This is a genomic window from Pseudarthrobacter sp. S9 (genome assembly GCF_050156545.1).
Taxonomy (GTDB): domain Bacteria; phylum Actinomycetota; class Actinomycetes; order Actinomycetales; family Micrococcaceae; genus Arthrobacter.
This window is the reverse complement of record NZ_CP189576.1, coordinates 769,681-784,247: the sequence shown is the minus strand read 5'-3', so window position 1 is coordinate 784,247 and position 14,567 is coordinate 769,681. Positions and strand designations below refer to the sequence as shown.

Genomic DNA, 14,567 nt, shown 5'->3' with positions numbered 1-14,567 from the left:
GGAGCGGCTGGCTGGCCCCGGCACCACGGTGTTCCATGACATGCGGGACCTGCCGGAGCTCATCGCGCCGGGCCGCCCGGCCTGACGGCGCGCCGGCTCAGCTCAGGACGGCGAAGGCAATCGCGATGAAGTGCGCGGCGAAGGCAAAGACCGTGAAGGCGTGGAACAGCTCGTGGAAGCCGAAGTGCTCGTAGCTGAAGTTCGGTTTCTTCAGGGCGTAGAAGACGGCGCCGGCGATGTACAGCGCGCCGCCGACGCAGATCAGCACGGCGGCCGGCACGCTGGCGGCGAAGAAGTCCGGCAGGTAGAAGAGCGCGCCGCTGCCCAGGGCGATGTAGATCGGCACGTAGAGCCAGCGCGGCGCGTGGGTCCAGAGCACCCGGAAGAGCACGCCGAGGATGGCTCCGGACCAGATGACCCACAGCAGCAGTGCGGCCTTGGGCCGCTCCAGCAGCGACCAGGCCAGGGGCGTGTAGCTGCCGGCGATGACCAGCATGATGTTCGTATGGTCCAGCCGCTTCAGCACGATCTTCACGCGCGGCGACCAGTTCCCGCGGTGGTAGAAGGCGCTCACTCCGAAGAGCAGTACCCCGGTCAGTGCATAGATGGCGGAGGTGATTTTCTTCTCCGGCGTCGGGGCCAGGATCACCAGGGCGAGGCCGGCGGCGAACGCCAGCGGCGCCGTCACCGTGTGGATCCAGCCGCGCCACCTGGGCTTGATCATCAGGAGTTCGGCAATCCGGACAGCGGCGTCGTCGACCGGCCCGTTGCCAGGGGCCGTATGCCGCTCCGGCCCGGGCTCAGGACTGTTGCTTTGCATTCCGCCATAGTAACCTACGCATCAGTAAGTTACCGGAGAGTAACAATGGTCGACACTAGAATCGTGACAACCGTGCACGAGGCTCCGCCCTCCGGCAGGTAGCCTAGGATCTGCACTGCAGTCGTACCTCAAGGAAGCCAGGTGAATCTCCGGATGGAAATGCCCGGGTTCCTCTATGGCTTCTACGAGCGCAAGATCCAGCGTTCGCTTGACCCCGAACGCATCCCCCGGCACATCGGCGTCATGGTGGACGGCAACCGGCGCTGGGCCCGCCAGTTCAACGCACCCACGAGCCAGGGGCATCAGGCCGGCGCCGACAAGATCCATGAATTCCTCGGCTGGTGCCAGGAACTCGGCGTCAAGGTCGTCACCCTGTACATGCTCTCCACGGACAACATGAACCGCTCGGGCGAGGAGCTCGACCTGCTCATGGGGATCATTGCCAACACCCTGGACCGGCTGGATGACGACGCCGACATTTCGGTGCACGCCATGGGGGCACCGGAGCTGCTGCCGGACTATCTCGCCGAGCGCCTCAACAAGCTCACGGCCCGCACCCCCGCGCGCGAGAAGCTCCACGTCAATGTCGCCGTCGGCTACGGCGGACGGCGGGAGATCGTCGACGCCGTCCGGGAACTGCTGCACGACGCCGTCGCCCGGGGCGCGGACATCGGGAAACTGGCCGATGAGCTCACCGTGGACGACATCTCGCGGTTCCTCTACACCCGGGGCCAGCCCGATCCGGACCTTGTAATCCGCACTTCGGGGGAACAGCGGCTGTCCGGGTTCCTCATGTGGCAAAGCGCGTACAGCGAGTTCTACTTCTGCGAAGCCCTCTGGCCCGCATTCCGTAAAGTGGACTTCCTCCGCGCCCTCCGGGACTACGCCGGCAGGCAGCGGCGCTTCGGCTCCTGAGCCGTTCACGCCGAGTTCACACGATGGCAACAAGAATCGCCGAAAAATAGGCGCGCAAAGCGGGGTCGGAGATTTACGCTAATCCCATCAGCAGGCAATTCGCCAGCCGATCGGGGAGGCCAATACATGGAGCGGATTTTCGCACCGGGTGTATGGGAGGCCGCTTCCGGCCTCCAGGCCGAGCCGCCTCACCTATAACAATTCCGGGCATGTGCCCCGGGGCTGGAGTCGATGTGGCTATTTCTGAACAACTGCCCGACGTCATTTCCGACCAGGGACGGAAAGCTACCTCTCGCGCCAAGCGAGCCACCTCAAAGACCGGTGCAGCGAATTCTGACGCTGCGGCCGGTCTTGCTGTTTCCGGGGAAGAAACAGCGAGCCAGGGCACCGCCCGGAGCTTCGTGATTGACACCTCAGTGCTGCTCTCGGACCCGCGGGCAATACTTCGTTTCGCCGAGCACGAGGTCATCCTGCCGATCGTCGTCATCACCGAGCTCGAAGGCAAGCGGCATGATCCGGAGCTCGGCTACTTCGCCCGCAAGGCGCTCCGGCTGCTGGACGACCTGCGCGTCGAGCACGGAAGCCTGGACCGGCCCATCCCGCTCGGGCCAGACGGCGGCACGCTCATGGTGGAGCTGAATCACATCTCCGCCGAAGTGCTTCCCGCCGGCTTCCGCGGCGGGGACAACGACAGCCGGATCCTGGCGGTGGCCAAGAACCTGGCCAACGAGGGCCGCGACGTGACCGTCGTGTCCAAGGACCTGCCCATGCGTGTCAAGGCCTCGGCCATGGGGCTGATGGCCGACGAATACCGCAACGAACTCGTCAAGGATTCGGGCTGGACCGGCGTCGCCGAGGTGGATGCGAGCGAGGACGAGGTTGCCACCCTCTACGGCCACGAGCCGGTCTTCATTCCGGCGGCGGCCGAGATGCCGACGAACACCGGGCTGGTGTTGCTGTCCAGCCGCGGATCCGCCCTCGGCCGGGTGGGGGCGGACAAGCAGGTCCGCCTCGTCAAGGGTGACCGCGACGTCTTCGGGCTGCACGGGCGTTCGGCCGAGCAGCGGCTCGCGATCGACCTCCTCATGGACCCGGCCGTCGGCATCGTCTCCCTCGGCGGACGCGCCGGCACCGGCAAGTCCGCGCTGGCCCTGTGTGCCGGCCTCGAGGCTGTCCTGGAGCGCAGGGAGCACCGCAAGGTGATCGTCTTCCGGCCCCTCTACGCGGTGGGTGGCCAGGAACTCGGCTACCTGCCCGGATCCGAGGCGGAGAAGATGAACCCCTGGGCACAGGCGGTCTTCGACACCCTGGGTGCGCTGGTCAGCCAGGAAGTCGTGGAGGAAGTGATGGACCGGGGCATGCTCGAGGTCATGCCGCTGACGCACATCCGCGGGCGCTCGCTGCACGACGCGTTCGTGATCGTGGACGAGGCACAGTCCTTGGAGAAGAACGTGCTGCTCACCGTGATGAGCCGGATCGGCCAGAACTCGAAGATCGTCCTGACCCACGACGTCGCCCAGCGCGACAACCTGCGGGTGGGCCGGCACGACGGCGTGGCCGCCGTGGTCGAGACGCTCAAGGGGCACCCGCTCTTCGGCCACATCACCCTCACCCGCTCCGAGCGCTCGCCGATCGCGGCACTCGTGACGGAGCTGCTGGAAGGGGCGGAGATCTAGGCCCTCCCGGCCATACCTTGGGCCGTGGTCCGGTTGACCCCATCGACTGCTCCAGAAGTGCCGTTACGAACGCTCTAAACGGCGCTTACGGAGCAGTCGATGGTGGTTAAGGGGACTTCCACTCGGGGTCGGTTGCCGGTCGTCAGATCCCCAGGTACTTGGCCGTTGCCTCGTGGTCTTTCACCTTTAGGTCCCAGTCCGGGCGCTTGAAGGTGACGGGGGTGAGGCGGACTTTCTGGACGTCCTGTGCATTGCCGCCCCAGGACGCGCGCGTGACGCCGTTGAGTTCGTAGCCGAGGGAACGCGAGACGCCGAGGGACTGCCGGTTCCAGGCGGCAGCCTCGGATTCCGCGACTTCCGCGCCGAGCCAGTCAAAGGCATACAGCGCGACGGCGGCCCGCATTTCCTTGCCGAAGCCGCGGCCGTGCACATCCTGCCGGAGCCAGGAGCCCGTGGTGACGGTCTTCAGCGTCGGGAAGTTCTTCGCCTCGACGTCCTGGCAGCCGATGAACTGGCCGTCGTGCCAGATCCCCAGCAGCAGAGTCCACTCCTCCGACGTCATGCCGGCTCGGCACCGCCAGTACCACTGCGCCATGTTGGTCCCCAGTTCGTGCGCCGGGGCCTCGCTCCAGGGGTTGCTGAAGGGGCTGCGGCCCGGCTCGTGGATGCCGCTGAGGGCGGCCCTGACCGCCGCAGGGATTTCGTCGTCGCGGATGGGACGCAGGACGAGGCGGGGCGTGGTCAGGGTCAGGCCGAAAGGGGGCCAGTACGCGGCGAGCTCAGTCATCCGGGAAGCCTAACGGTACGGAGCCGAGGCTGCCAGTCACACGCCCGCGTTCACCGGGCCGGTCACTCCGCCGCCACATCCCAGCTGATGTGCCGGCGTACGTCCGTGAGGTTCATGGATTCGGCCAGGAAGAGGTCATCCAGCATGTACTCGTCCACGGCCAGGATCCGGAGCCAGTGGCCGTAGCCCGCGGGCTCGTCCTCCAGCCAGCGGCTCGCGACGCAGACGCCGGTGCCGGCGTCGATCCTCAGCAGTGTGCGTCCCGGACGGCAGAGCGGAGCTCCGGGATCGGCAGGGCGGTAGCCGGCGTTGGGGCTAACCGTGGTTTCCAGGGCGGGCCTGCCCTCGTGGTCCACCTCGGTGATGGGGCCCAGTTCCACGGCGTTGGCGTTCGGGAATTCCAGGGGCACCGGGGAGTTCCCTGCGAGCTCCACGGGGTCCAGGGCGGCGGCGAAGCGGCCGTTGCCGAAGGTTGGCTCACCGTAGGCGGCCTCCGGCCGGCGGCGGACCAGGCCGCCGTCGTCGTACACCGGGGTGACCAGTTGCGGCGGCAGGAGCCACGACTTCCTCGTCGAACGGACATAGAAGCCGTCCCGGGAATCATTGATGCCGGTGGTGCTGTGGAGGACCAGTCCGTCGGCGGTCTCCAGCCGCAGGGCTCCGGGGCGCCGCAGCCAGGCCCTGACGAGATCGGCCCTGACGAGACCGGAGGGAACGGCGGCAGCGGCGGAAGCCGCCACGGGCCGGTCCACGTATTCGAACCTCAGCGACTGCCACTTCCACGGCGAGGAACGGCACAGGTTCCTGAAGGCCGCCGCCTGCTCCGCCGGGCCAGCGGGCGTGCGCGGCTCACGCCGGTTCCTGCTGTCCCATGCGACCATATCCACAGTTTACGCGCGGGGCCAGCCACGCCCGGGGAATATCCAGTAGCATCCGAGAGTGATCCAACGACTCGGCGAACTCGGCGCAGCCAACGTGCCGGCCTTTTGGCTGGTCATGGCCGCCTGCGCGTATTTTGCGATCATGGCCGTCCGGCTTACCGTCATCGATGTCCGGCACCACCTGCTGCCGGACCGGATCGTTTTTCCCTCGTATGCAGTCGCCGGGGTCCTCCTGCTTGGCGCCGCCGCAAGCCACATGTTCCTGGGCGCGAAGGACGCTGCCGCCGCGCCCGACGCCGGGCTGTTCGGCGTGCCTGGGCTGCGCGTCCTTGCCGGGGGAGCGGTGCTGTGGCTGTTCTATTTCCTCCTGCGCGCGGTCTACCCGCCGGGCATGGGGTTCGGCGACGTGAAACTGGCAGGGGTCCTGGGGATGTACCTGGGGTTCCTGGGCTGGCCGCATGTCTTTGCGGGCACCTTTGCCGCGTTTGTCTTCGGCGGGCTCTGGAGCCTTGGCCTGCTCGTCGTGCGGCGCGGCACCCTGAAATCGGCCATTCCCTTCGGGCCCTTCATGCTGGCCGGTGCCGCCACCGCCATGCTGCTGCCCGTGTCCTGAGGCGGTCCGCAACGACGCAGCCCCGTGCACTGAAACGAACCGCACCCGGGCCGGACTTCCCTGTAAACGTTGCCGGGAGTAGTTTGTGTGAAACGCCCGCGCGGTTCCATGTCCGCGTTTCGTTTCATTGGGGGAATCATGACCAACCGCAGGCGGGGGGCCCGGGTTACTCGCCGCGCCGCTGCTGGCGGCCCTGTTGGGTGGTTGCGGCGGACTGCCGGGAACTCCTCGGCCCGGTTCCGAATCGCCGGAACCGGCTAAGCCGTCGATCCCGGGCCCGACGTCCATCCCGCCCGCTCCTGACTCGCCGCAGGATTCCGGGCCGCCTGCAAGCCCGGTGCCACCCACGCCCTCGATGCAGGTTCCAGTATGTGCAGGTGGGCCGCTCGACTGCCGGATGTACCGCTCCGTCAGCGGCCGGGATGCGACGGGGGAGCTCAGCTGGCTGAAGACCCAGCCGCTCGAGGTGTCGAGCGTGTTCGTCAACAGAACCTGGACAATCGGCGTCAAGACGCCGTGCAACTATCTGGGCGTCGAGGTCCAGGTCCAGGGGGACCGGATGATCCCCGGCCGGACGATCGCAACAGCCATGGGCTGCCTCGGTCCGGAAAGCGGCTACGAGGCCTGGGTCACGGAGCTCTTCAGCCAACCCGTCATCTGGCGGGTGGACGGCCGCTCACTGGTCCTGCGCAACAGCCACGAAGCCGTGGAATTCGAGGATGCCGGGCCAAATGCCCAGCTGTAGTTTCCGTGCGCTTGGGGCTGATCACCGGAATCCTCGAACCCGGCGAGGAGCCCGCGCCGGGCCTGCTGCGGGAAATCCTCGAGGAGACTGCCGTAGATCGGCATCACGATGGTGGTGGCCAACAGGTAGGCGGTGGTGATCCAGGCCTGGTGTTCCACCCCGCCGAGCTTGCCGACGATGGTGGGCATGGCCGTGGACACGATGGTCTGGTCCAGGCTGGAGAGCAGCATGCCCGCGATGAGGGCGGAGAAAATGATCCAGATGCGTTTCTAGGTCAGCAGCAGCGGCCCGGCTGCTGGCTTGGTGCTGACGGCGGCGCTCATTGCGCTCCTTCGGAGGTGTTGGACTGGGAAAGGTCAAAAGGCTGGGAAAAGAGCGTGCGGGCGGCTGCGAAGTTTTCCAGCAGCAACTCCTTGTGCGGGCGGGTATTTCCTTCGGAGAAATAGGCCATGCTGGACCTGCGGGCGATCCCGCCGGCCAGCACCACGGCCATGCGGACTACCGGATGGTCCGCGCTGACGCCTTCCCTGGCCGCCAGCATCCGCGAGAATTCGGCTTCGCGTTCTTCCGAGGCGCCGATGATCCGCAGCATCAGCTGCGGTTCCTTCTGGACGACGCCGATCAGCTGGCGGGTCTCTTCCTCGGAGGAGCTCATCCGTTCGGACAGATCAAGGCAAAGCTGCACGAGGTCGGAGAGGAGCGAAGCGGAAATTTTGCCGGCCGGGGAATCCGCACCGGCCCGGATGAAGTCTTCGAAGATTTCGGCGGGGAGTTCGTCGTCGACGGGCCCGATGATGGCGTCTTCCTTGGAGGGGAAGTAGTTGAAGAAAGTCCGCCGGGAGATGTCGGCCTGCTCGCAGACCTCCTCCACGGTGTAGCCGTGGAGCCCGCGCTCGGCTGTCAGGGAACGCGCGACGGCGGTGATCGCCGCCCGCGTTGCGGCGCGCTTGCGCTCACGGAGTCCGCCCTCAATAATTGCACTGTTGCTCACATAGTGAAGTTTTGCACTTAATTCTCTTTAGTGCAAAATTCAACGTGTGTGGTCCCGTTGCCTTTTTGTCGGTGCCCGGTCGTAGCCTGACTGTGTCCAGCCATTCCGCTGGAATCAGTTGGCACGGGACGCGCCCGGGCCGGAAATGGGGAAGCATGACAGACTCAGCGCTTACGCACGTATACGTCCTCCTGGACCGCTCCGGATCCATGAGTGCCATCGCCGACGACACCATGGGCGGGTTCGCGGCCTTTGTCCGGGAACAGCAGGCTGTAGGCGGCCGATGCCGGCTGTCCCTGTCGCAGTTCGATGACAGCTACGAGCGCGTGTACGCCTCGGTGGACATCCAGGACGTGCCGCCCCTGGATCTGCAGCCCCGAGGCAGCACGGCCCTTTACGATGCCATGGTCCGGCTGATCGGGGAAGCGGGCGCCGAACTGGCGGGCCTCCCGGAGGAGCAGCGTCCGGGCACCGTGCTCGTAGCGGTGCTGACCGACGGCCAAGAAAACTCGTCGCGCGAGGCCACCGGCGCCATGGTGAAGTCCCTGGTCGAGCGGCAGCAGAGCCAATGGGGCTGGCAGTTCACGTACCTTGGCGCCAACCAGGACGCCGTGCTGACAGCCGGCGGCCTGGGCATCCGCGCCGAGGACGCCCTGACCTACGCCGCCGGCAACGTGGACGCGGCCTTTTCGGTCCAGTCCGCAAAGACGCGCCGGCTGCGGGAGGCGCGCATGGGTGGTGCCAGCCTGGCGGAGGCATCGGCGGCTGCGACCTACACGCCGGAGGAGCGGGAGGCCGCCGGGGGAGAGGCTCCCCGGGTCTAGGGGCACCCAGCGTCCCACAATCGACGGCGGCCGGCGCCTTTCGCTGGAAAGGTGCCGGCCGCCGGACGTACGTACTGTGGGCTGTGCGCCGTGCGCCGGGGCTAGGCCTTGTGTGGCGGACGCGTCATGGACATGACGTCCAGGGCGGTGTCCAGCTGCTCTTCGGTCAGTTCGCCGCGCTCCAGGAAGCCCATGGCGACCACGGTCTCGCGGATGGTCAGGCCCTCGGCCACGGCCTTCTTGGCGATCTTGGCGGCGTTCTCGTAGCCGACGAACTTGTTGAGCGGGGTGACGATGGACGGCGAGGCCTCGGCGAGGAAGCGGGCGCGCTCGACGTTGGCGGTGATGCCGTCGATCATCTTGTCTGCCATGACGCGGCTGGTGTTGGCCAGCAGCCGGACGGACTCGAGCAGGTTGGCGGCCATCACCGGGATGCCGACGTTCAGCTCGAAGGCGCCGTTGGTGCCGGACCAGGCGATGGCGGTGTCATTACCGATGACCTGGGCGCACACCATGATGGAGGCCTCGCAGATGACGGGGTTGACCTTGCCGGGCATGATCGAGGAGCCCGGCTGCAGGTCCGGGATCGCGATTTCGCCGAGGCCGGTGTTGGGACCGGAGCCCATCCAGCGGAGGTCATTGTTGATCTTCATGAAGGAGATCGCGATGTTGCGCAGCTGGCTTGAGGCCTCGATCAAGCCGTCGCGGTTGGCCTGGGCCTCGAAGTGGTCGCGGGCCTCGGTCAGCGGCAGGCCGGTGTCGGCGGCGAGCAGTTCGATCACGCGTTCCGGGAACCCGGCCGGGGTGTTGATGCCGGTGCCGACCGCGGTGCCGCCGAGCGGGACCTCGGCGACGCGGGGGAGGGAGGCATTGATGCGTTCGACGCCGTAGCGGACCTGGGCGGCGTAGCCGCCGAACTCCTGGCCCAGGGTCACGGGGGTAGCGTCCATGAGGTGCGTGCGGCCGGACTTCACGACGTCCTTGAACTCGACAGCCTTGCGTTCCAGCGAATCCGCCAGGTAACCGAGGGCCGGAATGAGGTCATTGATCAGCGCGGACGTGGCGGCCACGTGGACCGAAGTCGGGAAGACGTCGTTGGAGGACTGCGAGGCGTTGACGTGGTCGTTCGGGTGGACCACCTTGTCGCTCCCGGCGGCCTTGAGGGCGCGGGAGGCGAGCTCGGCGATGACCTCGTTGGTGTTCATGTTCGAGGACGTGCCGGAGCCCGTCTGGAAGACATCGATGGGGAAGTCGCCGTCGTACTTGCCCGCGGCAACCTCGTCCGCAGCGTCGGCGATCGCCTGGGCCAGCTCGCCGTCGAGCACTCCCAGTTCAGCGTTGGCCTGGGCAGCAGCCTTCTTGACGCGCGCCAGGGCCTCGATGTGGGCGCGTTCCAGGGTCTTGCCGGAGATGGGGAAGTTTTCTACCGCACGCTGCGTCTGGGCGCGGTACAGGGCGTTCACGGGGACGCGGACTTCGCCCATCGTGTCGTGTTCTATGCGGAATTCTTCGGTGTTCAACTGTTCGATGGAAGTCATGGGGCTAGCTTATTGGGAGTGGGCGTTCCATCGAAAACCGTGAAGGGCGCCGGTGTAGTGCCGGCCGATCACCGGCCGATCAGCGGCGGACCAGCGGCCGACCGCCGGCCGACCGCCGGCAGGGTCCTAGAGTTCGCCGATTCCGGAAACGACGTCGGCCCGGCCTTCAGCCAGGCTGTATGCGAGCCCGATCACGGCGGCCCTGCCGCTTTCGATTGCGTCGGAAATCACACGGGAACTGTCCACCAGGCGGTGCGAGGTCTGTTTGACGTTCTCGACCACCATGTCGTTGATGTCGTGCTGATTGTTACGCAGCGCGGTCAGGACGGACGGGGTGATCCGCTCGACCAGGCTGCGCATGAAACCGATGGGCATCTGGCCTGTTTCGACGGCCGCCTTGGTGGCGCTGACGGCTCCGCAGCTGTCGTGGCCCAGGACCACGATCAGCGGCACGCCGAGTTCGCTGATGCTGTACTCCAGCGAGCCGAGCACGGCGTCGTCGATCACCTGTCCGGCCGTGCGGACGACGAATGCGTCCCCCAGCCCCAGGTCAAAGATGATTTCGGCGGCCAGCCGGGAGTCCGAGCAGCCGAAGATCACGGCGAAGGGGTGCTGGTTCTCTACAAGGGACGAACGGCGCGAGGCGTCCTGGTTGGGATGGGAAGATTTGCCGGCGATGAAACGCTCGTTGCCTTCCCGGAGGCGGCGCCAGGCAAGGGCAGGAGTCAGATAAGTGGCCACGGCCTGACCTTACTGTGTAGAGGTGGGGGTAGAAATGGCGGAGGGTGAAATTGTTGCTTCCGGCGCGCTCCCAAGTGACTTCACGACGGCGGCTGCCAGCACCGAGAATTCGTCCAGTTGCGCCGTGCCGGTCAGGATGACAGTGGTGCCGCCGTGGACAAGCACCATGCTCTTCTCGCCCTTGCCGGTGTCGCGGAGTTCCCAATCCTGTCCGCCGGCGCTCCGGGTTCCGGTCACCCGGGCGTTCTTCGTCTGCTGCAGCAGCCAGGTGGGGTTGGCCTGCCGCGTCTGCACCAGTCCGATGAAGGACTCCTTGGGGGTGAGGTAGCCGACCTCCCAGGTGGCAACGCCGCTGCCCGCTCCGGAATCCCAACGGGCGTAATTGGTGCGGAATGTGTCGCCCGGCGCAGGCGCCACCGGTGTGAATCCCGCCACACCCGCGGCGTTCTGCGCGACGGCGCCGACGTTGATGTCGGGCCGGTACCCGTCGCTCTTGGGCGACGGGTTCATGAGGACGATCGGCAGGAAAGCCGCGATGCTCACCACCAGGGCAAGGATCATGCCCATCACGGAGGCGTTCGCGCGTTTCGCCGCTGCGGCCGGGATGACGGGCCTGACGGGCGGCTGCCCGGCTGCGGCCGGGTCTCCCGCGGGGGCTCCGGCGCGGGGGGAGCCTTGGGCTGCCGGGGACGTGTCCTGCAATTCACTCACCCCTCTATAGTCGCCCATAACTGAGCCGATCTCACATTCGGCCCGACAGGCCGGCCGCGGGGTGATGTGTTTCACGTGCCGGTCATCCCATGACCTGGGGAGGCGGCCGCGACTATGATCAGTACCAGACGAATCACCGCGACGGATCGATGACGGATCGATACTGGCCGTACGGGTTCAACGATCGCCACTCGAAGAAGAGGTTCACGTGACACCAGCGCCTATGTCCCAGAAGTACTCCACGCTTTCCCCCTCGCTCGCCGTCGGGATCGACGAGCCTGACCGCAACCTTGCTCTGGAACTTGTCCGCGTCACCGAAGCCGCGGCCATAGCCGGCGGCCACTGGGTCGGCTTTGGGGACAAGAACAAGGCCGACGGCGCCGCCGTCGACGCCATGCGTTCCTTCCTTCAAACCGTGCACTTCAACGGTGTCGTCGTCATCGGTGAGGGCGAGAAGGATGAAGCCCCCATGCTTTTCAACGGCGAGCGTGTCGGTGACGGCACGGGTCCCGAGTGCGACGTCGCCGTCGACCCCATCGACGGAACCCGCCTGGCGGCGCTGGGCATCAACAATGCCCTGGCAGTGCTGGCCGTGGCCGAGCGGGGCACGATGTTCGATCCCTCCGCCGTGTTCTACATGGAAAAGCTCGTCACAGGCCCGGAAGCGGCCGACATGGTGGACCTTCGCCTGCCGGTCAAGCAGAACCTGCACCTCATCGCCAAGGCCAAGGGCGTCAAGGTCAACCAGCTCAACGTCATGATCCTGGACCGCGACCGCCACCGCCCGCTCGTGGAGGAAATCCGCGAAGCCGGTGCCCGCACGAAGTTCATCATGGACGGCGACGTCGCCGGTGCCATCGCCGCCGCGCGTGCCGGTACCGGAGTCGACGCCCTCATGGGCATCGGCGGAACACCCGAAGGAATTGTGGCGGCCTGCGCCATCAAGTCCCTCGGCGGCGTGATCCAGGGCCGGCTGTGGCCCACGAGCGACGACGAGAAGCAGAAGGCGATCGACGCCGGCCACGATCTCGACCGTGTGCTCTCCACCAACGACCTCGTCTCCAGCGACAACTGCTACTTCGCCGCCACCGGCATCACCGACGGCGACCTCCTCAAGGGCGTGCGCTACTCCAAGGACAAGGTCCTCACGCAGTCCATCGTGATGCGGTCCAAGTCCGGCACCATCCGCTTCGTGGACGGCGAGCACCAGGCCAGCAAGTGGGAGGGCTACGCCCGCAAGGGCTAGCACCTGCCGGCAGCAACCGGCACCCAACCAGCACCGGAATCCCGGGGCCGCAATCCGCGCCCCGGGATTCGCTGTCTTAATTCCGGGATTCGCCGCACGGGTCCTGGGATTCGATAGGGTGGAGCCATGACGTGGCTCGTGACTGGTGGTGCAGGATATATCGGTTCGCATGTGGTTTCCGCTTTGCGCGGGGCCCGGATCCAGCCGGTGGTGATCGACTCCCTGTCCAGCGGGCACCGCGAATTCGTTCCGGCCGGCGTGCCCTTTGTCCACGGCAGCATCCTCGACGCCGACCTCGTAGCCCACACGCTGAAGAACCACGCCGTGACCGGGGTGATCCACCTCGCCGGATTCAAGTACGCCGGCGTCTCCGTGCAGGAGCCGCTGCTGACCTATGAGCAGAACGTCACCGGCACCGCGCAGCTGCTCCAGGCCATGGAGCTCTCCGGCGTCGACAAGCTGGTCTTCTCCTCCTCGGCAGCGACGTACGGAACGCCCACCGGCGACGTCGTCACCGAGGACACTCCGACCAACCCCGAATCGCCCTACGGGGAGAGCAAACTGATCGGCGAATGGCTGATCCGGGACCAGGGCCGGGCCCGGGGCCTGAACCACACCTCCCTGCGCTACTTCAACGTGGTCGGCTCCGGTGCGCCCGAGCTCTACGACACGAGTCCGCACAACCTGTTCCCGATTGTGCTGCGGGCGCTGACGGCAGGCCAGACGCCGCGCATCAACGGCACGGACTACAACACCCCGGACGGTACGTGCGTGCGCGACTACGTGCACGTGGCCGATCTGGCGACCTCGCACGTGGCGGCCGCGCAGGCCCTCGCCGCGGGCCGGCCGCTGGAGCGGGTGTACAACCTCGGTTCGGGAGACGGGCTCTCGGTGCGCCAGATCATGACGGCGATGGCCCAGGTCACTGGTATCGACTTCGAGCCGGAGATCGGCCCGCGCCGGGCAGGGGATCCGGACCGGATTGTCGCGGACGGCAAGCTGGCCGCCCGGGACCTCGACTGGAAAATGCGGCACTCCGTGGAGGAAATGGTCGCAAGCGCCTACGCGGCGCAAAAGTACGCGCGCTCTGCAGGAAGATAACCAGAAGGCTAGCCAGGAAGCTGGCGGAGCCTGGAGGGCAGCGTCTTGGCGAGCTGGCCGCCCTTCCGTGCAAGCTGGTACGCGCCGTAGCGCAGCTTCTTTACCGGCAGGTCCCACGTTCCGGGGTACGCGATCTCGCGGCCGCCGAACGATTTCTTGAACGCCGTGAAGCCGGCCCACTTGTGGTCCGGCTGGTCCGCCGGCGCCACGCCCCAGAGGTCCACCTGCTTCAGGCCCAACTCCTGGGCATCGGCCATCAGCGTGACCAGGAGGGGAATCCCCGCGCTCAGCTTCCGGTGCGTGTCATCCAGTGCGGCGTGGGCATAGGTCCGGGTATCCGCGGAATCGTAGGCCAGGGCCGCGGCGATGGGGCCGCCGTCGAGCTCGGCGATGAAGAGCGTCGCGGCACCAGCGGGCATCAGTGAGCGGGCCACCTGACTCAGGTACTCATCGCTCTGGGGTTTAAAGCCGTTGCGCGCGGCGGTCATGTGAAGGAAGTCGAGGAGCACGGCAATCTCAGCCGGATCCTGGCTGGAGCGGAACGTCACGCCCTTCTTGTGGATATTCCGGTACAGGTTGCGGTTCACCGGCTTCATGTCCGCCAGGACGTCCTTGAAGTCGCGGCCCAGGTCCACGATCCAGCTGAGCTCGGGCTGCTGGTTCACCGGTGCCGGCTGCAGGCCGCGGCGGCGGAGCACGGCGTCGGCGTCGGACGCCCCGAAGCCGCAGCTGACAGGCTCAATCCGGACAAACACGGCCCCGCACCCTCGCGCCACCCCCGTCAGCGCCGCCAGCGCGGCGTCGAACGCCCCCAGCGATTCGGCCACCGGGCCGTACGGCGCGTAGAGCAGCTTTCCGGCCGGGTTGGATTCCTCGACGGCAAGGAAGCTCCAGCCGGGTCCGGACTGCTCGTGGACCGTGCGGCCCAGCGCACGTTGGAAATCGGCCCACGGGGGGCTCTGCAGGAAATAGTCCACG

15 protein-coding genes and 2 pseudogenes are annotated in these 14,567 nt (G+C 66.8%); 8 read left to right on the top strand and 9 right to left on the bottom strand.

The genetic code is table 11. From position 1 onward, the window contains the following. Positions 1-97 precede the first annotated feature (97 nt). Entirely contained in the window at positions 98-820 is a 723-nt protein-coding gene (gene trhA / locus ACQCSY_RS03660) for a PAQR family membrane homeostasis protein TrhA (RefSeq protein WP_427133272.1), read from the bottom strand. A 153-nt stretch (positions 821-973) separates the two neighbouring features. Between trhA and ACQCSY_RS03655 the strand changes: the two genes are divergently transcribed. Further along, complete coding sequence (locus ACQCSY_RS03655; protein WP_427135659.1) at positions 974-1,735, top strand: isoprenyl transferase; 762 nt, start codon at positions 974-976, stop codon at positions 1,733-1,735. Between the two features lie 233 nt (positions 1,736-1,968). Next, on the top strand, positions 1,969-3,411 hold the full coding sequence (locus tag ACQCSY_RS03650) for a PhoH family protein (protein ID WP_427133270.1): 1,443 nt from the start codon (positions 1,969-1,971) through the stop codon (positions 3,409-3,411). Between the two features lie 142 nt (positions 3,412-3,553). On the opposite strand, the gene ACQCSY_RS03645 is transcribed toward ACQCSY_RS03650, so the two are convergent. Further along, complete coding sequence (locus ACQCSY_RS03645; protein ID WP_427133268.1) at positions 3,554-4,198, bottom strand: GNAT family N-acetyltransferase; 645 nt, start codon at positions 4,196-4,198, stop codon at positions 3,554-3,556. A 62-nt stretch (positions 4,199-4,260) separates the two neighbouring features. Next, entirely contained in the window at positions 4,261-5,079 is an 819-nt protein-coding gene (locus ACQCSY_RS03640) for a hypothetical protein (protein ID WP_427133266.1), read from the bottom strand. A gap of 58 nt (positions 5,080-5,137) precedes the next feature. On the opposite strand from ACQCSY_RS03640, the gene ACQCSY_RS03635 reads away from it, so the two are divergent. The 3 genes and pseudogenes from ACQCSY_RS03635 to ACQCSY_RS03625 form a co-directional block, all read left to right on the top strand. Continuing rightward, a complete protein-coding gene (locus ACQCSY_RS03635; RefSeq protein WP_427133264.1) occupies positions 5,138-5,692 on the top strand; it encodes a prepilin peptidase in 555 nt (184 codons plus the stop codon). 355 nt (positions 5,693-6,047) lie between these two features. Next, a complete protein-coding gene (locus ACQCSY_RS03630; protein WP_427133262.1) occupies positions 6,048-6,437 on the top strand; it encodes an META domain-containing protein in 390 nt (129 codons plus the stop codon). 17 nt (positions 6,438-6,454) lie between these two features. Then, positions 6,455-6,532 (top strand): annotated as a pseudogene (locus ACQCSY_RS03625) (NUDIX hydrolase); the annotation flags it as partial. On the opposite strand, the pseudogene ACQCSY_RS03620 reads toward ACQCSY_RS03625, so the two are convergent. Together ACQCSY_RS03620 and ACQCSY_RS03615 are read right to left on the bottom strand one after the other, a co-directional pair. Continuing rightward, positions 6,527-6,700, bottom strand: a pseudogene (locus ACQCSY_RS03620) (MFS transporter); the annotation flags it as partial. The pseudogenes ACQCSY_RS03625 and ACQCSY_RS03620 overlap by 6 nt on opposite strands. Before the next feature lie 56 nt (positions 6,701-6,756). Next, positions 6,757-7,428, bottom strand: a complete 672-nt coding sequence (locus ACQCSY_RS03615) for a TetR/AcrR family transcriptional regulator (protein ID WP_427133260.1) — start codon at positions 7,426-7,428, stop codon at positions 6,757-6,759. Between the two features lie 155 nt (positions 7,429-7,583). Between ACQCSY_RS03615 and ACQCSY_RS03610 the strand changes: the two genes are divergently transcribed. Next, a complete protein-coding gene (locus ACQCSY_RS03610; RefSeq protein ID WP_427133258.1) occupies positions 7,584-8,252 on the top strand; it encodes a VWA domain-containing protein in 669 nt (222 codons plus the stop codon). Positions 8,253-8,353: 101 nt separating this feature from the next. Here the strand turns inward: ACQCSY_RS03610 and ACQCSY_RS03605 are convergent, their stop codons facing one another. From ACQCSY_RS03605 to ACQCSY_RS03595, 3 genes are all read right to left on the bottom strand, one after another. Next, positions 8,354-9,790: a class II fumarate hydratase gene (locus tag ACQCSY_RS03605; RefSeq protein WP_427133256.1), complete on the bottom strand. Its 1,437-nt coding sequence runs from the start codon at positions 9,788-9,790 to the stop codon at positions 8,354-8,356. A gap of 126 nt (positions 9,791-9,916) precedes the next feature. Next, on the bottom strand, positions 9,917-10,531 hold the full coding sequence (locus ACQCSY_RS03600) for a carbonic anhydrase (protein ID WP_427133254.1): 615 nt from the start codon (positions 10,529-10,531) through the stop codon (positions 9,917-9,919). A 9-nt stretch (positions 10,532-10,540) separates the two neighbouring features. Beyond that, on the bottom strand, positions 10,541-11,233 hold the full coding sequence (locus ACQCSY_RS03595; RefSeq protein ID WP_427135657.1) for a DUF4245 domain-containing protein: 693 nt from the start codon (positions 11,231-11,233) through the stop codon (positions 10,541-10,543). Between the two features lie 232 nt (positions 11,234-11,465). Here ACQCSY_RS03595 and glpX point away from each other — a divergent pair, with 232 nt between their 5' ends. Together glpX and galE are read left to right on the top strand one after the other, a co-directional pair. Beyond that, the gene (glpX, locus tag ACQCSY_RS03590) at positions 11,466-12,488 is read left to right on the top strand and encodes a class II fructose-bisphosphatase (RefSeq protein ID WP_427135655.1); all 1,023 of its coding nucleotides are present in this window, start codon (positions 11,466-11,468) and stop codon (positions 12,486-12,488) included. 126 nt (positions 12,489-12,614) lie between these two features. After that, positions 12,615-13,589 (top strand): UDP-glucose 4-epimerase GalE, encoded by a 975-nt coding sequence (gene galE, locus ACQCSY_RS03585; protein ID WP_427133252.1) that lies wholly within the window; start codon positions 12,615-12,617, stop codon positions 13,587-13,589. 8 nt (positions 13,590-13,597) lie between these two features. Here the strand turns inward: galE and ACQCSY_RS03580 are convergent, their stop codons facing one another. Beyond that, positions 13,598-14,566: a lipid II:glycine glycyltransferase FemX gene (locus tag ACQCSY_RS03580; RefSeq protein WP_427133250.1), complete on the bottom strand. Its 969-nt coding sequence runs from the start codon at positions 14,564-14,566 to the stop codon at positions 13,598-13,600. Position 14,567 lies beyond the last annotated feature (1 nt).